The sequence below is a fragment of the Delftia sp. RIT313 genome, assembly GCF_000632165.1.
In the GTDB taxonomy this organism is placed as follows: domain Bacteria; phylum Pseudomonadota; class Gammaproteobacteria; order Burkholderiales; family Burkholderiaceae_C; genus Comamonas; species Comamonas acidovorans.
The window spans coordinates 64,654-81,182 of record NZ_JFYT01000041.1; the positions used below are offsets into that span (position 1 = coordinate 64,654).

Consider the following 16,529-nt stretch of genomic DNA (forward strand, 5'->3'; position numbering starts at 1 on the left):
GGGGACGACACCCTCGGTGCGGGGCGGCCCTTCCTCGGTGTCCCTGGCTTCAGGACACGCCAGTTTCACAGGGCACGCGAAGGGCTGGCACAAGTGCGCGAGAATGGGCGCCCTTTTGCCCCCCGAGTGACGTTTTTGTGACCTCTTCCCTCTCTTTCGACGCCATCGTCATCGGCGCCGGCGCGGCCGGTCTGTTCTGTGCGGCCCAGGCCGGGCAGCGTGGCCTGTCGGTGCTGCTCCTGGACCACGCGGAGAAGGTGGCCGAGAAGATCCGCATCTCGGGCGGCGGCCGTTGCAACTTCACCAACCGCGATCTGGACGTGCGTGCGCCGCACAAGCACTTCGTGGGCGGCAACCCGCAGTTCTGCCGCTCGGCCCTGTCGCGTTACACGCCGGCCGACTTCATCGCGCTGATGGACAGGCACGGCATTGCCCACCATGAAAAGCACAAGGGCCAGCTGTTCGCCGACCGCTCGGCCGAGGACATCATCGCCATGCTGCTGGCCGAATGCCAGGCCGGCGGCGTGCAGCGCTGGCAGCCCTGCAAGGTTGATTCCGTCGTTCATGCGGATGGCCAGTACCGCCTGCAGACCAGCCGTGGCGCCGTGCAGGCGCCCAGCCTGGTCATCGCCACGGGCGGGCTGTCCATTCCCAAGATCGGCGCCACCGACTTCGGCTACCGCCTGGCCCAGCAGTTCGACCTGCCCCTGGTCGAGCGCGTGCCGGGCCTGGTGCCGCTGACCTTCGACGGCGAGGCCTGGGCCCCCTACGCCCAGCTCGCCGGCTTGGCCCTTCCGGTCGAGATCAGCACCGGCAGCAAGAAGGAACGCATGGCCTTCATGGAAGACCTGCTGTTCACGCACCGCGGCCTGTCCGGCCCCGCCGTGCTGCAGATCTCGAGCTACTGGAAGCCCGGCACGCCCCTGTGCATCAACCTCGCCCCCGAGGTGGACCTGCAGGACGAATTGCTCAAGGCCAAGTCGCGCTCGCGCAAGCTCATCGCCAACGAACTGGCGCAGTGGCTGCCCTCGCGCCTGGCCGATGCCTGGGTGCAGCAGGACGCGGCCTGGCAGCGCCCCATTGCCGAAGCCTCGGACAAAGCCCTGAACCAGCTGGCCGAGCGCCTGTCGCGCTGGGAGATCGTGCCCACCGGCACCGAAGGCTACAAGAAGGCCGAAGTGACGCTGGGCGGCGTGGACACGCGTGCGCTTTCGCAACAGACCATGGAATGCAAGACCCAGCCCGGCCTGTACTGCATCGGCGAGGTGGTGGACATCACCGGCTGGCTGGGCGGCTACAACTTCCAATGGGCCTGGGCCAGCGGGTATGCGTGCGCGCAGGCATTGCCTTGTGCGTGATTTGTCAGATCGCTTTCGTCTCGCGTATAATCGCCCGCTTTGCTGGCAATTGCCCCGTCGGCCAATACTAGTTAACTATTGACGGGGACCAACCGCTGAACATGGCTCTCAGGCCCGATCTTCCCGAGAACCCGCTGTCAGCACAGATATCTGGAAATCTAGCTAATGACCACCATCCGCGTAAAAGAAAACGAGCCCTATGAAGTTGCCCTGCGCCGCTTCAAGCGCACCATCGAAAAGCTCGGCCTGCTGACCGACCTGCGCGCTCGCGAGTTCTACGAGAAGCCCACATCCGAACGCAAGCGCAAGAAGGCTGCCGCCGTCAAGCGTCACTACAAGCGCGTTCGCAGCATGCAGCTGCCCAAGAAGCTGTACTGATCAGCCCTTGACCAGCCGGCTCTCGTCAGCCGCAAAACCCGCGCTCGGGACGCCAGGCGCGGGTTTTTTGTTTTTGTTTTTTGGTTTTTGTTTTCCGACGCCACTACCTCAGGAGAAATGCCATGAGCCTCAAGGCCCAGATCACCGAAGACATGAAGACCGCCATGCGCGCCAAGGACAGCGAACGCCTGGGCACCATCCGCCTGCTGCTGGCCGCGATGAAGCAAAAGGAAGTCGATGAGCGCGTCGAGCTCGACGACGCCGCCGTCATCGCCATCGTGGACAAGCTGATCAAGCAGCGCAAGGACAGCATCGCCGCCTTCGAGGGCGCGGGCCGCCAGGACCTGGCCGACAAGGAAAAGGCCGAAATGGCCGTGCTGACCGCCTACCTGCCCGCACGCATGTCGGCCGAGGAAGTGGCCACCGCCGTGAAGGCCATCGTGGCCGAGCTGGGTGCCTCCGGCCCCGGCGACATGGGCAAGGTCATGGGCGCGGTCAAGGCGCAACTGGCTGGCAAGGCCGACATGGGCCAGGTGTCCGCTGCCGTCAAGGCCGCCCTGGCAGGTTGAGCCTGCTGCGGCAGCCGCGCCCTTTTCAGGACGCTGCTGCCGCCCACTCCTGCTGAAAGTGCTCCTGCAGGAATTCAACACACACCCGCACCTTGGCCGACAGCTGCAGCCGCGTCGGATAGACCGCCCAGACATTGGCCTCCTGCCGCCATTCGGGCAGCAGCTGCACCAGGCGCCCGGCCTGCAGATGGGCGCCCACATCCCACAACGAGCGCAGCGCAATGCCGCGCCCGTCCACGGCCCACTGCACCACCATCTCGCCGTTGTTGGCCGACAGCGGCCCCGTGACCTTCACCGATTGCTCGGCGGCGCCCGCGCGCAGCCGCCACACGCCAAAGGCCTGGTCGCGCTCCTTGATGGCCAGGCAGTCGTGGGCCGACAGCTCGGCCGGCGTGCGCGGCGTGCCACGGCGCGCCAGGTAGGCAGGCGCCGCGCACAGCACGCGGTGGTTGTCGGCCAGCCGCCGCGCAATCAGGTGGGGCGCGATCTCGTCGCCCACGCGCACATCCAGATCGAAGCCCTCCCCCGCCACATCCACCAGCCGGTCGAACACATCCAGCCGCACCTGCAGCCCCGGATGGCGCTCCACCAGCCGGGACAGCGCCGGCGCGATCACATGCCGCCCGAAGCCGAAGCTGCTGCTCACGCGCAGCAGGCCGCGCGGCTCGCTGCGCGTGATGGCCACCTCCTGCATCAGCTGGTCCATGTCGTCGAGGATGCGCTGCGCCCAGTGGAATACGCGCTCGCCCTCCTCGGTCACGGCCACGCGGCGCGTGGTGCGGTGCAGCAGCTTCACGCCCAACTCCTGCTCCAGCAGGCGGATGCGCTTGCTCACATAGGCGGGCGATGCACCCAATTCCTCGGCCGCAGCGGCAAAGCCGGATTTGCGGGCCACCACGGTGAAGACACGCAGGTCTTCGGGAGCCGGTTGTTTATTCACGATCTGTAAACAATGGAACCACAGTTGGCCGATTGTATTTAGCCCTGGCGCAGCCAACAATGCCATGCATGCGGCCAGGCTGTCAGCGGCGCCGCTTCATATCCATCCATTCGATCCAAGGACAGACACCATGCAAGACACATTCAAGATCGCCGTCATCGCCGGTGACGGCATTGGCAAGGAAGTCATGCCCGAAGGCCTGCGCACGCTGGAGGCCGCCGCCAGCCGCTTTGCGATCAAGCTCGAATTCCACCATTTCGACTGGGCCCACTGCGACTACTACCTGGCCCACGGAAAAATGATGCCCGACGACTGGAAGGCGCAGCTCTGCGGCATGGACGCCATCTTCTTCGGCGCCGTGGGCTGGCCCGCCACCGTGCCCGACCATGTCTCGCTGTGGGGCTCGCTGCTCAAGTTCCGCCGCGAGTTCGACCAGTACATCAACCTGCGCCCCGTGCGCCTGTTCGAGGGCGTGCCCTGCCCGCTGGCCGGCCGCAAGCCCGGCGACATCGACTATTACGTGGTGCGCGAGAACACCGAAGGCGAATACACCTCGCTGGGCGGCATCATGTACGAGGGCACGGACCGCGAAATCGTGATCCAGGAATCGGTCTACTCGCGCAAGGGTGCCGAGCGCCTGCTCAAGTACGCCTTCGACCTGGCCCAAAGCCGCGAGCGCAAGCACGTCACCCTGGCCACCAAGAGCAACGGCATCGCCATCAGCATGCCCTGGTGGGACCAGCGCGCCGAGGACGTGGCCAAGGCCTACCCGGACGTCACGCTGGACAAGCAGCACATCGACATCCTGACCGCGCGCTTCGTGCTGCAGCCGGGCCGCTTCGACGTGGTGGCCGCCACCAACCTGTTCGGCGACATCCTCAGCGACCTGGGACCGGCCACCACGGGCACCATCGGCCTGGCCCCCTCGGCCAACCTCAACCCCGACCGCAGCTTCCCCAGCCTGTTCGAGCCCGTGCACGGCTCGGCGCCCGACATCTACGGCAAGAACATCGCCAACCCCATCGCCATGGTCTGGTCGGCAGCGCTGATGCTGGACTTCCTGACCCACGGCCATGGCGCAGGCCGCGCGGCGCACGACGCCATCGTTTCGGCCATCGAGGAAGTCATCAAGAACGGCCCCCGCACGCCCGACCTGGGCGGCACGGCCAGCACCACCGAAGTGGGCCAGGCCATCGCGGCACAGATCGCGGGCAGGTAGGCCTCAGGGCTGCTGCGCCTGCCGGGGCCGGCGCACGGCCCTGATGCGGCCGCTTTCTCCGCCGCCGCAGAAGAAGCGGTCGCCGCCGTCGGACTCCAGCCCCGACACGCCGGTGCCGGCCGGCATCTCCAGCCGCTGCAGCACGGCACCGCTGTCCGGGTCCAGGCGCCGCAGATCGCTCTGGCCCTCTTCCCAGGTGCCGTGCCACAACTGGCCGTCCACCCAGGTGACGCCGGTGACGAAGCGGTTGGACTGCAGGGTGCGCAGCACCGCCCCGGTGTCGGGATCGATCTGATGGATCTTGCGGCCGTGGTACTGCCCCACCCACAGCGAGCCCTCGGCCCAGGCCATTCCCGAATCGCCGGCATCACCACCGCCCCCGGGTGCAGGAATGGTGGCCAGCACATGGCCGGTGGACAGGTCGATCTTCTGGATACGGTCATTGGCGATCTGGAACAGATGCCGGCCATCGAAGGCCGTGCCGGCATCGCCCGGCACAGGGATGCTGCGCACGATCCGGCCGCTGTCGGGGTCCAGCGCCTGCAATTGGGTGCCGGTGGCGAACCAGACCTGGCTGCCGTCGTAGGACACCCCGTGCACGCAATCGATGCCGGGAAAGGGACCGTACTCGCGGATGATTTCTGCAGCTTCTGTCTTCATGCGGAACTCCTGGTTGCGTTGGTCGGCCCATGCTAGCCAGCCGGCAGCACAGCGGGGAGTAACAAAGTCGTCGTGAATCCCGGCGCAGGCCGGGCCACCCAGCGGCGGGCGCGTCCCCGGCCCACGGGCTGCGCCAGCGCGTCGCGCTCCAGCGCCTCCAGGGTCCTCTGGACGCTGCGCTGGCTCGCGCCCAGTGCCAGGGCCAGCGCCGAACTGGCCCAGGCCTCGCCATCGGAGAGCAGCGCCAGCACCGGCCCGCACAGCACGCCCGGCGCACCTTCCAAGGGCCGTGCCAGCACGGCCACCCGGGCCTGCCGGGGCGCCAGCACAAATCCCAGGGGCGTGGCGTGAACTTCTGCCAGCGGCCGCAGCAGGCGGCGCAGGCGGCCGATCTCGACACGCAGACGCGCACGGTACGAATCATCGGCCTGCCGGGCGCGAAATACCTGCGCCACCAGCGCCTCGCGTGAGACATCGCCGGGCCAGGCCTCGCCCAGCGCGCGCGCCAGCGCGAACAGCACCGGGCGCCCCGCCAGCGAGACCGCCACCGCTCCGGCGCGCACCGCATGACGGCAGGCATCCACCACCAGCGCGCCCGAGGCCAGCAGGGTCCCGGCCTCATCCAGCGACAGCAGCTTCTGAGCCTGCGATCCGGCCGGCTCCCGCTCCAGCAGCACCGCAGCAGGCGCGTGCAGGGCCTGGGCGGCCTGCCCCACCTCGGCGGCCAGTGCTGCAATGCCGGCGGCGCCGGCCGCCTGCGCGGCATCGGCCAGCGCACTGTGCGACGCACGGATGTCCAACCGGCGCATGGCGATACCCGCCAGGGCCAGGGCATGGAACGCCTGCAAGGCGGCAGGCAGCAGCGCGGGCCGCAGTCCGCCCAGCAGACCCTCGGCCTCGCCCAGGCGGCCCAGCAGCAGGCAACGGCGTATTTCCAGATAGCCTGCATGCGCGGCGTTCACAGCATCGCCATGCGCCTGCAGCACCGCTCGCGCCGCAACCAACCTGCGGGCCGGCCATGCCAGCTCGCGCAGGGCCAGTGCAATCTCGGCCTCGGCCACTACGCAGCGGGCGCGGGCCACGGCCTCATGGGCGCCGAAGGCGCGCGCAGCGCTGCGCAGCAAGGCCCTGGCCCGCACCAGATCGCCCAGTTGCGCCATGGCGATGCCACGCAGTGCCAGCGCGGGCGCATCGTCGCGCAGCGCCACCCGGTTCAGCGCGCCAAGGGGGTCGCCAACCGCGAGCGCACGGGCCGCCGCCGTGATCAGAGAATCCATGCCCATCCCATCCATCGTGTGCGGCACGGCTGTGCCTGCAATTCATCCCGGGCCAACGCACGGTCACGGCCCGGTCATCGGTGGGCGCTAGGCTGGGTCGCCAAACGCCCTGCCAAACGCTCTGCCAAACGCTTTGCCACACCCACTCCCCCGCCATGATGCTCCGCCGCCATCTTCTGCTGTCCACGGCTGCCGGCTCGCTGCTGCCCTCCATCCTCCGGGCCCAGTCCGCACCCGCCGCCATCACGCGCGACGCGGCGCGGCCGCTGCTGCCCTCGGGCCTGCAAAGCGGCGATGTGCTGGCTGACCGCGCCATCGTCTGGGCGCGCGCCAGCCGCGATGCGCGCATGTGGATCGAATGGTCCACCACCTCCGGCTTTGCCAACCCCACGCGCGTGCGCGGGCCGGATCTGCTGATGGACAGCAGCGACGGCACGGGCCGCATCGACCTGCAGGGCCTGCCTGCGGGCCAGGACATCTTCTACCGCGTGGTGCTGGAGGACTTTGCCAGCGCCAATGTGCGCTCGCCCGCCGTGCAGGGACACTTTCGCACGCCGCTGGCGGCGGGCATGCCCGCCACTCGGCCGCTGCGCCTGGTGTGGAGCGGCGACACGGCGGGCCAGGGCTTCGGCATCAACGAAGCCTTTGGCGGCATGCGCATCTACGAGGCCATGCGCAGGACCGACCCCGACGTGTTCCTGCACAGCGGCGACACCATCTATGCCGACGGCCCCATTGCCGCGCAGATGAAGCTGCGCGACGGCACGCTGTGGAAGAACCTGGTCACGCCCGAGGTCGCCAAGGTGGCCGAGACGCTGGACGAATTCCGGGGCCGCCACCGCTACAACCTCATGGACGCCAACGTGCGCGCGCTGGGCAGCGAGGTTGCCCAGATCTGGCAGTGGGACGACCACGAGGTCACCAACAACTACTCGGACAGCAAGAGCGTGGCCAACGACGCGCGCTACACAGAAAAGAACGTGCAGCTGCTGGCGGCGCGCGGCCAGCGCGCCTTCATGGAATACGCGCCCATGCGTCCCTTCGGCGCGGCCATGCACCAGCGCCTGTACCGCCGCCTGCCCCAGGGCCCGCTGGCCGACATCTTCGTGATCGACATGCGCAGCCACCGCGGCCCCAACAGCCACAACCTGCAGGCGGCCGAAGGCCCGGACACCGACATGCTGGGCCGCCCCCAGGTGCAGTGGCTGCTGGACGGCCTCAAGCGCAGCCGCGCCACCTGGAAGCTGATCGCCAGCGACATGCCCATCAGCCTCTTCGTGCCCGATGGCAAGGATGCCGAGGGCCGCGCCCAGTGGGAGGCCGTGGCCAATGGCGAGCATGGCGCACCCCGGGGCCGCGAGCTGGAGATGGCGCGCCTGCTCAAGGGCATCAAGGACGCGGGCATCCACAACGTGGTCTGGCTCACGGCCGACGTGCACTACACGGCGGCCCACCATTTCAGCCCCGAGCGCGCCAGCTTCCAGGACTTCGACCCGTTCTGGGAATTCGTCTCCGGCCCGCTGAATGCGGGCGGCTTCGGACCCAACGAGATGGACAAGACCTTTGGCGGCGAAGTCGTTTTCCAGAAAAGCGCGGGCCACGCCAACTCGGCGCCCAGCGAAGGCTTCCAGTTCTTCGGCCAGCTCGACATAGACCCCCGCAGCCAGGCGCTGACCGTGGTGCTCAAGGACCTGGACGGCAAGGCGCTGTACACGAAGACGCTGGAGCCTCAGCGCAGCTGAGCCTGCCGCCTGGAGATCACGGCATTGCCCCCGCCGCAGGCCCCTGGCCGGCGAACAGGGCAAGATGGCCGGCTGCGGCATTCGGGCCGCTCAGACACAGCACGGAATCTCCATGAAGCACTACGACTACATCGTCATCGGCGGCGGCAGCGGCGGCATTGCATCGGCCAACCGCGCCGCCATGCACGGGCGCCACTGCGCGCTGATCGAAGCCGGCGAGATCGGCGGCACCTGCGTCAACGTGGGCTGCGTGCCCAAGAAGGTCATGTGGCATGCGGCCCAGATCGGCGAGGCCATGCACCGCTACGGCCCCGACTACGGCTGGGATGCCACCGTCGACCGCCTGGACTGGCAGCGCCTGCTGGACAGCCGCAGCGCCTACATCGACCGCATCCATGCCTCGTATGAAAGCGGCCTGGCGCGCAACAAGGTCGAGCTGATCCAGGGCTTCGGCCGCTTCGTGGATGCGCGCACCGTGGAGGTGGGCGGCCAGCGGCTCAGTGCCGATCACATCCTCATCGCCACGGGCACGCGCCCGGCACGGCCCGACATTCCGGGCGCCGAGCTGGGCATTGACTCCGACGGCTTCTTCGCCCTCAAGGCCCTGCCTGCACGCACGGCCGTGGTGGGTGCCGGCTATATCGCCGTGGAGATTGCCGGCGTACTGCACGCGCTGGGCTCGCAGACCCATCTGTTCCTGCGCCAGAACTCGGCACTGCGCGGGTTCGATCCGCTGCTGAGCCAGACCCTGATGGAGATCATGGAGGCCGAAGGCCCCGCCGTGCACCGCCAGGCCACCCCGAAGGCCGTGGTCCGCAACGCAGACGGCAGCCTGGACCTGCAACTGCAGGACGGCAGCAGCCACACCGTGGACTGCGTGGTCTGGGCCGTGGGCCGCCGACCCGACACCTCGGGCCTGAACCTGGAGGCCGCGGGCGTGGCGCTGCAGGACAGCGGCCACATCGCGGTGGACAAGTTCCAGGACACCAATGTGCCCGGCATCCACGCCGTGGGCGACATCACGGGCCGCATCGAACTCACGCCCGTGGCCGTGGCCGCCGGCCGGCGCCTGTCCGAGCGCCTGTTCAACGGCAAGACCGGCGAGCACCTGGACTACGACAACGTGCCCACCGTGGTCTTCAGCCACCCGCCCATAGGCACCGTGGGCCTGACCGAGCCGCAGGCACGCGAGCGCTTTGGCGACGATCAGGTCAAGGTCTACCAATCGGCCTTCACGGCCATGTACACGGCCGTCACGCGCCACCGCCAGCCCGCGCGCATGAAGCTGGTCTGCGTGGGCCCCGAGGAACGCATCGTGGGCATACACGGCATCGGCCTGGGGATGGACGAGATGCTGCAGGGCTTTGCCGTGGCCCTGAAGATGGGTGCCACCAAGCGCGACTTCGACGACACCGTGGCCATCCACCCCACGGCGGCCGAGGAGTTCGTGACCATGCGCTGAACAGGCGCACAGCCTGACCTCAGCGGTTGACCACGGCCTTGGGCAGGGCCAGCGTCAAGAGGCTGCCGGCCACCAGGCAGGCGGCGAACAGCAGCAGGCCTGCGCTCGACGAGTGCGTGAGATCCTTGAGCCAGCCCAGCAAATAGGTGGCCGCAAAGCCTCCCAGGTTGGCAATGGAGGCGATCAGCGCAATGCCTGCGGCCGCCGCCGGCCCCGTCAGGAACGTGGCGGGCAGGCACCAGAACACGGGAAAGGCTGCCATGATGCCCGCCGTCGCCAGAGAGAACAGCAGCACGGTGGCGAACACATGGCCGGTGTACAGCGTGCTCAGAGCCATGGCGGCCGCGCCCGCCAGTGCCGGCAGCACGATGTGCCAGCGCCGCTCGCGGCGCCGGTCGGAGCTGATGCCGTTGAGCAGCAGCGCAGCGATGGCAAAGGCATTGGGAACGGCCGTGAGCAGGCCGATCTCGGCCGTGCTCCTGACCCCGGCCTCGCGGATGATGGTGGGCAGCCAGAAGCTGATGGCATAGGTGGACATCATCAGGCTCAGGTCGATCAGGCCCAGCAGCCAGACCCGGCCGCTGGACAACGCCGCCCACAGCGAATGGTGGGACTCGGCCAGCCTGTCGCTGTCGAGGTTGGCGCGCAGCACGCCCTTGTCGCGCGGCGACAGCCATTGGGCCGACTCGATGCTGTTGGGCAGGTAGACGAAGACCAGCAGGCCCAGCACCACCGAGGGAATCGCCTCCAGGAAGAACAGCCACTGCCAGCCCGCATGGCCACGCACGCCGGCAAAGGCCGTCATGATCCAGCCCGACAGCGGCGCCCCGACCAGGCTGGCCAGCGGCAGGCCGATCAGGAACAGCGCCATGATCTTGCTGCGCATGCGCGTGGGATACCAGTAGGTCAGGTACAGCATGACGCCGGGAAAGAACCCCGCCTCGGCCACACCCAGCAGAAAGCGCAGCACATAGAACTGCATGGGCGTGCTCACGAACATGGTCGCGCCCGAGATCAGGCCCCAGGTGATCATGATCCGCGCGATCCACAGCCGCGCGCCCATGCGCGCCAGCACCAGGTTGCTGGGCACCTCGAAGAGGATGTAGCCCACGAAGAACAGGCCCGCACCCAGGCCGTAGACCGTCTCGCTGAAGCCCAGGTCCTGCTGCATCTGCAGCTTGGCCAGCCCCACGTTGATGCGGTCCAGATAGGCGGCCAGGTAGCACAGGCAGAAGAAGGGCACGAGCCGCCACGTCACGCGCCCGTACAGCTGCCGCCGCTCCTTCTCCTGCTCCCGCAAGTGGACCCCCTGCCCCTGCATACCGCCAATGCCTGCATTGCTGTGAACTGACATTTCAGCTCCTTGCTGTGTTGACCATTGCCACCGTTCATGGCCCTGCGTCGCCGCGTTGGCGCACTGCAGCCGGATCCGGCGGAAACATCTGTCTGCAGTGGAAATTTCAAGTGCCTACGCTCAATGCTACGCACGATAGTCAAAAACAAATCAAGTAGTTTCCCGATAGTCATCATCCATCAATGCGCACAAAAATCCCTGTACGCAAAGGAAACAAGGGGCATCAACTCACGCAATACCTTGGTGCTCCTTTGCAGTGAACCCGACTCAATTCAAGTGCATACGCTTCAAAAGCCCGAACCCGCGGAATGACATCCGTGATCAGAACCAAGGAGACACCCCATGCCCAGACTGCATTCAAGGACAGGACACGCCATTGCCCTGGCCACCCCGGCACTTGCCCTGCTCCATGCCATCGCCCCGCTGCCGGCGGGCGCGCAGGTCACGCTGCAGGGTCAGATCGATGCCTTCGCGGGGTTCTCGCGCCCGCTGGGCGCGGACAAGGGCACGGGCGTTCTCACGCCAGGCGGCATGCAGACGAATTTCTGGGCCTTGCGCGGAACGGAGGACCTGGGTTCTGGATTGAAGGCCGTGTTTGCACTGGAGGCCTTCTACCGCGCGGACAGCGGCGCCGAAGGGCGTTTTGCCAATGACGCCTTCTTTGCGCGCAGCGCCTATGTGGGCCTGAGCGGCGGCTGGGGCACGCTGCAACTGGGGCGCAACACCACCCCCTACTGGCTGGCCACCATCGCATTCAACCCGTATGCAGGGTCCTTTTCGTTCTCACCCGCGGTGCTGCACAGCTTCGGGCCCAACGGCACGGCCGCCGCGCCGCTGCGGGGCGACTCAGGCTGGAGCGACAGCCTGCTCTACAACAGCCCGTCCTGGGGCGGATTCACGGCACGGCTGCAGTACTCGTTCGAGCCGCCGGCCGGCACGCCCGCATCCCAGCGCCGCGATGCGGACAAATACGGCGCCAGCCTCAGCTATGCGGGCGGCGCATTCGCCGCCGCCCTCGCCTACCAGAGCGTGGCCTATCCCAATGCCGCCACCACCGCTACCGCCACCGGCTTTGACCGCCAGAGCGCCTGGCTGCTGGGCGGCTCCTACGATCTGGGCATGGTCAAGCTGTTCGCCCAGTACCAGCGGCTGGCCGACACCGTGGCCGGCGCGGACCGCCGCAGGAACAGCGGCCAGTTCGGCCTGTCCATTCCCGCAGGCCCGGGCGCCGTGCTGGCCTCATATGGCCATGCGCGCACCTCGGGCGCCGAAGACGCCAGGCGCAACACCTGGGCCGTGGGCTATGACTACCCACTGTCCAAGCGCACGGACATCTACCTCAACAGCCTGCACGACCGCATCACGGGCACGGGCGCCGGCAGCGGCCAGACCTGGGGCCTGGGCCTGCGCCACTATTTCTGAGTCCTGGGCTGGGGCTGGGCCGGTGGCTGCTGCACCACGCGCAACACCGTCTCCACCATGTGGTCGCCCCAGCGCTGCAGCTCGGCCTGCTGCAGCAGCTCCTTGTCGAAGAAGGCGCTCAGCGTGTGGCGATTGGAGAGGTAGAAGTAGCCCAGTCCCATGACCGTGATGTAGAGATCGTCGATGTGCACATCGGGACGGAACAGGCCCTGGGCCATTCCCGATTCCACGGCCTTGCGCAGCAGCGTGATGGCGTTGGGAAAGAAGTCGCGTATGCCCGAAGCCTTCTTCAGGTGCTTGCCCTTGAGCAGGTTTTCGGTGTTGAGCAGGAAGATCAGTTCCGGGTGCTCCTGGTAGTAGCGCCACATGAAGCGCACCACGGCCTCCAGCGCCGCGCGCGGATCGTCGAAGTCCACCAGCAGCTTCGCCTCGGCCTCCACCAGCTTGCGGTAGGCGTTCTCCAGCACGGCGGCGAACAGCTTGTCCTTGCTACCGTAGTGGTAGTAGAGAAGGCTCTCGTAGCACTTGGCCTGCTTGCCGATGCGCTGCACGCTGGCGCCGTCGTAGCCACTTCTGGCGAACTCGATCTCGGCCGCCAGCAAGATGGCCTCCTTGGTCGTCTTGCCGGTCTTGGCAGTCCGCTTGCGCCCCGCAGACGCCTTGGCAGGGGCCTTGGAAGGGGCCGACTTCGCAGCGGCTTTCCTGGCGGGCGCAGCCTTGCGCTTCGGGGTGGCGGGAACTTCCTCGGGATCAGTGGTCATGGGCACGGCGTCAGGTGAAGGGGCGTTGCGTCGGCCATTCTAGGGAAAAACGCCATATTGAAATTGAGTGTTCACTCAAACAAAATTGAGTGAACACTCAATAAGGAGAGTCCCCATGGAAACCTATGTACTCGATACCTGGTACCCGCTGACCTGGTCGCGCAACGTGGGCCGCCAGCTGTCGGCGCACCGCATCGTCGAACGCGACGTGGTGCTCTACCGCACCGAGGCCGGCGCCGTCGTGGCCATGGAGGACGCCTGCCCCCACCGCCTGCTGCCGCTGTCCATGGGCAAGCTCAAGGGCGATGCCATCGAATGCGGCTACCACGGCCTGACCTTCGACTGCAGCGGCCGCTGCACGCGCGTGCCGGGCCAGGACATGATCCCGGGCAACGCCGTGGTGACCACCTATCCGGTCAAGGAGAACATGGGCCTGGTCTGGATCTGGATGGGCGATCCCTCGCGCGCCGACAGCGTGCCGGTGTTCGACCTGCCCCAGTACCACGACCCGGCGTGGAGCGCCGTCGAAGGCGATGCGCTGCGCATAGAGGCCAACTACCTGAACCTGGCCGACAACCTCTGCGACCCCGCCCATGTGAGCTTCGTGCACCTGAGCACGCTGGGCAACGCGGCCAGCGAGGACATCCCCGTGCACCACGAGGAGCTGGACGGCCGCATCGTCACCTGGCGCTGGATCATCGATGCGCCGGCCATTCCGCTGTTCGCCAAGTACGGCAATTTCAGCGGCAACGTGGACCGCTGGCACTACTACCACTACCACGCGCCCAGCATCGCCATCATCGACTTCGGCAGTGCCGCCACGGGCACGGGCGCACCCGAGGGCCGGCGCGACAACTGCATGCAGATCTATGCCTGCCACTTCATGACGCCCGTGGACCGGAACACCTCCATCGACCACTGGCTGCACGTCAAGAACTTCACGGCCGATGCCGACACCAATGCGGCCCTCTCTGCCGACTTCCGCGTCGCCTTCGCCGAGGACAAGGCCATCCTCGAAGCCATAGAGCGCAACGAAAAGCGCTTTGCCACGCGCAAGACCATCAAGATCGCCATCGATGCGGCCCCCCGGCGCATGCGCCGCATGGTGGACCGCATGATCGAGGGCGCACCCACGGGCGGCTGAGGAGCGGGCCATGCACGACGATACCCACCCGACCCTCCCGCCGATCGGCTGCAACGGCCGTGGCGTGCAGCGCTCCTCGCGCCACCAGCCCATCGGCCTTCAGGAGCTGCCCATACGCGAGCAGTTCCGCCTGGTCAGTGAAACCGGCGCCTTCGACTGCTTCGACCGCCTGCCTCTGCGCACGCAAATGGCCGAGTACGAGGCCGCCATCGCCGAGTTCAACCTGCCCGTGCACACGGCCAGCTGGTTCTACCGCCTGGGCGAGGACGAGGCCCTGCTGGCCCACAACCTGCGCATCTGCCAGGCCATAGGCGCGCGCTGCCACAACATCATGACCTTCAAGCACCACCGCGACGGCCATGTGCTGGACGATGCCGAGATCACCGACCACTACCTGCGCGTCTACGACGACGCCATGTCTCTGGGCGTGGAGCCCAGCTTCGAGCTGCACGTCAACATGTGGACCGAGGATTTCCTGCGCGTACGCGAGGTGGCCCGGCGCGTGCAGGCGCATGGCGTGCCCTTCCACTTCACGCTGGACTACAGCCATGTGAACTTCAAGATCGGCAACCCGGCCGAGCAGGAACTGTCGGGCGTGCGCGAACTGGTCGAGAGCGGCGAACTGGTGCTGGACCCCTTCGAGCCCGGCTCGCTGTGCGAACAATGGCTGGACATGGGCATCGTGCGCTGGGCCCAGCTGCGCGCAGCCGGCCCCAACCAACCCCTGAACCTGTGGCACCACAACGAGGACGGCAGCCCGGGCCGGGGCATCCAGTACCCCATGCTGCGGCCCGGCCCCGGCGAATGGCATTCGCCCTGGCACGCCTATCTGCTGGAGCCCTCCAAAGAGGCCATCCGCAAGGTGCTGGCCTACCACCACGCGCACCCGCACAGCCCGCTGCGCCACCTCACCACCGAATTCATCAACCTGCCCGACTACGGCCTGGGCGCACGCTATGACCTGCTGGCGCAGAACGTGGCGGCCGCACGCTTCATGCGGCAAGCCTGGGACGAGATCTGCGCCCGCCCCGCAGTCCAGGCCTCGTGCAAAGGTGCATCATGACCCCCGCACAACACCCCCAAGGCCACGCCGTCATCATCGGCGCCGGGCATGCCGGCGGCACCCTGGCCGCCCTGCTGCGCCAGTACGGCCACCCGGGTCCCATCACCCTGGTCGGCGGCGAAGACCTGCCGCCCTACCAGCGCCCGCCGCTGTCCAAGGCCTGGCTGCAGCAGGCCATGGGCCCGGACGATCTGCTGCTGCGGCCCGCCAGCGCCTATGCCGACCAGGCCATTGCCTTGCGCCTGGGCGTGCGCGCCATGGCCATAGAGCCGGGCTCGCGGCAGGTAGCGCTGAACGACGGGTCGGCACTGCACTACGACCACCTGGTCATTGCCACAGGCGCCGCACCGCGCTGGCTGGCCCTGCCCGGGGGTGAGCGGCCCGGCGTGACCTACCTGCGCACCATGGAAGACGCGCAGGCGCTGCGGGGCCACCTGCAGACCGCCCGCTGCCTGGCCATCATCGGCGGCGGCTATGTGGGTCTCGAAGTCGCGTCCACGGCCCGCAAGCTGGGGGTGCAGGTCCGGGTCATCGAGCGCGAAGGCAGGCTGCTGTCGCGCAGCGCCTCGCCCCAGATGGCCGCACATCTGCACGGCCTGCATGCAGGCCAGGGCGTGGAGGTGCATTTCAACGCCTCGGTCACCGCCATCCAGGGCGACAGCCCCACCGGCATCACGGGCCTGAGGATGGCCGATGGCTCCCGCCTGGAGTGCGATGCCGTGCTCATCGGCGTGGGCGCAGCGCCCAGCGTGGAGCTGGCGCAGTCCCTCGGCCTGGACTGCGCGGGCGGCATTGCCGTGGACGGCGAAGGCCGTACCGCCATGGCCGGCATCTACGCCATAGGCGATGCCACGCGCCGCCCCCTGGCCGGCTACCCCGGGCTGCACCGGCTAGAAAGCGTGCCCAGCGCGCTCGAACAGGCCCGGCGCGCAGCCTGCGCCATCACGGGCCGCGCACTGCCCGCCCATGAAGCGCCCTGGTTCTGGTCCGATCAGTACGACACCAAGCTGCAGATCGCCGGCCTGCCCGGCCATGGCGACCAGACCGTGCTGCGCGGCGACCCGGCCAGCGGCAGGTTCGCCGTCCTGCACCTGCGAGGTGGCCAGCTGTGCGCCGCCGAATGCGTGAACTCACCGGGCGAATTCATGGCAGCGCGCAAGGCCATCGCCGCCACGGGCCC

General features: G+C 67.9%; 15 protein-coding genes. 10 read left to right on the plus strand and 5 right to left on the minus strand.

The genetic code is table 11. The features are described from left to right. Nucleotides 1-137 precede the first annotated feature (137 nt). The 3 genes from BW39_RS11165 to BW39_RS11175 all read left to right on the plus strand — a co-directional run bounded on the left by BW39_RS11165 (nt 138) and on the right by BW39_RS11175 (nt 2,305). The gene (locus BW39_RS11165; RefSeq protein ID WP_034391433.1) at nt 138-1,358 is read left to right on the plus strand and encodes an NAD(P)/FAD-dependent oxidoreductase; all 1,221 of its coding nucleotides are present in this window, start codon (nt 138-140) and stop codon (nt 1,356-1,358) included. 165 nt (nt 1,359-1,523) lie between these two features. Beyond that, nucleotides 1,524-1,736, plus strand: a complete 213-nt coding sequence (rpsU, locus tag BW39_RS11170; protein WP_012204283.1) for a 30S ribosomal protein S21 — start codon at nt 1,524-1,526, stop codon at nt 1,734-1,736. A gap of 122 nt (nt 1,737-1,858) precedes the next feature. Beyond that, nucleotides 1,859-2,305, plus strand: coding sequence for a GatB/YqeY domain-containing protein (locus BW39_RS11175; protein ID WP_012204282.1), 447 nt, complete (start codon nt 1,859-1,861; stop codon nt 2,303-2,305). A gap of 25 nt (nt 2,306-2,330) precedes the next feature. Here BW39_RS11175 and BW39_RS11180 read toward each other — a convergent pair whose 3' ends face one another. Then, nucleotides 2,331-3,245, minus strand: a complete 915-nt coding sequence (locus tag BW39_RS11180) for a LysR substrate-binding domain-containing protein (protein ID WP_170962064.1) — start codon at nt 3,243-3,245, stop codon at nt 2,331-2,333. Nucleotides 3,246-3,375: 130 nt separating this feature from the next. On the opposite strand from BW39_RS11180, the gene BW39_RS11185 reads away from it, so the two are divergent. After that, nucleotides 3,376-4,464, plus strand: a complete 1,089-nt coding sequence (locus BW39_RS11185; protein ID WP_043821738.1) for a tartrate dehydrogenase — start codon at nt 3,376-3,378, stop codon at nt 4,462-4,464. A 3-nt stretch (nt 4,465-4,467) separates the two neighbouring features. On the opposite strand, the gene BW39_RS11190 is transcribed toward BW39_RS11185, so the two are convergent. Both BW39_RS11190 and BW39_RS11195 read right to left on the minus strand, forming a co-directional pair. After that, nucleotides 4,468-5,124 (minus strand): Vgb family protein, encoded by a 657-nt coding sequence (locus tag BW39_RS11190; protein ID WP_043821735.1) that lies wholly within the window; start codon nt 5,122-5,124, stop codon nt 4,468-4,470. A gap of 32 nt (nt 5,125-5,156) precedes the next feature. Beyond that, nucleotides 5,157-6,401, minus strand: coding sequence for a hypothetical protein (locus tag BW39_RS11195; RefSeq protein ID WP_043821763.1), 1,245 nt, complete (start codon nt 6,399-6,401; stop codon nt 5,157-5,159). Between the two features lie 155 nt (nt 6,402-6,556). Here BW39_RS11195 and BW39_RS11200 point away from each other — a divergent pair, with 155 nt between their 5' ends. Both BW39_RS11200 and gorA read left to right on the plus strand, forming a co-directional pair. Continuing rightward, nucleotides 6,557-8,143: an alkaline phosphatase D family protein gene (locus BW39_RS11200; protein WP_043821734.1), complete on the plus strand. Its 1,587-nt coding sequence runs from the start codon at nt 6,557-6,559 to the stop codon at nt 8,141-8,143. A 112-nt stretch (nt 8,144-8,255) separates the two neighbouring features. After that, the gene (gene gorA / locus BW39_RS11205; RefSeq protein WP_034391427.1) at nt 8,256-9,605 is read left to right on the plus strand and encodes a glutathione-disulfide reductase; all 1,350 of its coding nucleotides are present in this window, start codon (nt 8,256-8,258) and stop codon (nt 9,603-9,605) included. Between the two features lie 19 nt (nt 9,606-9,624). Here the strand turns inward: gorA and BW39_RS11210 are convergent, their stop codons facing one another. Beyond that, nucleotides 9,625-10,959 (minus strand): MFS transporter, encoded by a 1,335-nt coding sequence (locus BW39_RS11210; protein WP_442854783.1) that lies wholly within the window; start codon nt 10,957-10,959, stop codon nt 9,625-9,627. Between the two features lie 342 nt (nt 10,960-11,301). Here BW39_RS11210 and BW39_RS11215 point away from each other — a divergent pair, with 342 nt between their 5' ends. Beyond that, entirely contained in the window at nt 11,302-12,381 is a 1,080-nt protein-coding gene (locus tag BW39_RS11215; protein WP_052155317.1) for a porin, read from the plus strand. Here the strand turns inward: BW39_RS11215 and BW39_RS11220 are convergent. Beyond that, nucleotides 12,372-13,142: a TetR/AcrR family transcriptional regulator gene (locus tag BW39_RS11220; protein WP_052155316.1), complete on the minus strand. Its 771-nt coding sequence runs from the start codon at nt 13,140-13,142 to the stop codon at nt 12,372-12,374. The two genes, BW39_RS11215 and BW39_RS11220, sit on opposite strands and share 10 nt — an antisense overlap. A gap of 115 nt (nt 13,143-13,257) precedes the next feature. Between BW39_RS11220 and BW39_RS11225 the strand changes: the two genes are divergently transcribed. The 3 genes from BW39_RS11225 to BW39_RS11235 form a co-directional block, all read left to right on the plus strand. Beyond that, a complete protein-coding gene (locus BW39_RS11225) occupies nt 13,258-14,286 on the plus strand; it encodes an aromatic ring-hydroxylating dioxygenase subunit alpha (protein ID WP_034391421.1) in 1,029 nt (342 codons plus the stop codon). A 10-nt stretch (nt 14,287-14,296) separates the two neighbouring features. Continuing rightward, the gene (locus BW39_RS11230; RefSeq protein WP_043821729.1) at nt 14,297-15,349 is read left to right on the plus strand and encodes a xylose isomerase; all 1,053 of its coding nucleotides are present in this window, start codon (nt 14,297-14,299) and stop codon (nt 15,347-15,349) included. Then, nucleotides 15,346-16,529 (plus strand): NAD(P)/FAD-dependent oxidoreductase (locus BW39_RS11235; protein ID WP_043821758.1); only part of this gene is annotated, 1,184 nt, incomplete at its 3' end. The genes BW39_RS11230 and BW39_RS11235, both read left to right, overlap by 4 nt.

Coding starts and splice junctions, on each gene's coding strand:
- rpsU (WP_012204283.1), top strand. CDS start 1,524: ATGACCACCATCCGCGTAAAAGAAAACGAGCCCTATGAAGTTGCCCTG.
- BW39_RS11175 (WP_012204282.1), top strand. CDS start 1,859: ATGAGCCTCAAGGCCCAGATCACCGAAGACATGAAGACCGCCATGCGC.
- BW39_RS11185 (WP_043821738.1), top strand. CDS start 3,376: ATGCAAGACACATTCAAGATCGCCGTCATCGCCGGTGACGGCATTGGC.
- BW39_RS11190 (WP_043821735.1), bottom strand. CDS start 5,124: ATGAAGACAGAAGCTGCAGAAATCATCCGCGAGTACGGTCCCTTTCCC.
- BW39_RS11195 (WP_043821763.1), bottom strand. CDS start 6,401: ATGGATTCTCTGATCACGGCGGCGGCCCGTGCGCTCGCGGTTGGCGAC.
- BW39_RS11200 (WP_043821734.1), top strand. CDS start 6,557: ATGATGCTCCGCCGCCATCTTCTGCTGTCCACGGCTGCCGGCTCGCTG.
- gorA (WP_034391427.1), top strand. CDS start 8,256: ATGAAGCACTACGACTACATCGTCATCGGCGGCGGCAGCGGCGGCATT.
- BW39_RS11210 (WP_442854783.1), bottom strand. CDS start 10,959: ATGTCAGTTCACAGCAATGCAGGCATTGGCGGTATGCAGGGGCAGGGG.
- BW39_RS11215 (WP_052155317.1), top strand. CDS start 11,302: ATGCCCAGACTGCATTCAAGGACAGGACACGCCATTGCCCTGGCCACC.
- BW39_RS11220 (WP_052155316.1), bottom strand. CDS start 13,142: ATGACCACTGATCCCGAGGAAGTTCCCGCCACCCCGAAGCGCAAGGCT.
- BW39_RS11225 (WP_034391421.1), top strand. CDS start 13,258: ATGGAAACCTATGTACTCGATACCTGGTACCCGCTGACCTGGTCGCGC.
- BW39_RS11230 (WP_043821729.1), top strand. CDS start 14,297: ATGCACGACGATACCCACCCGACCCTCCCGCCGATCGGCTGCAACGGC.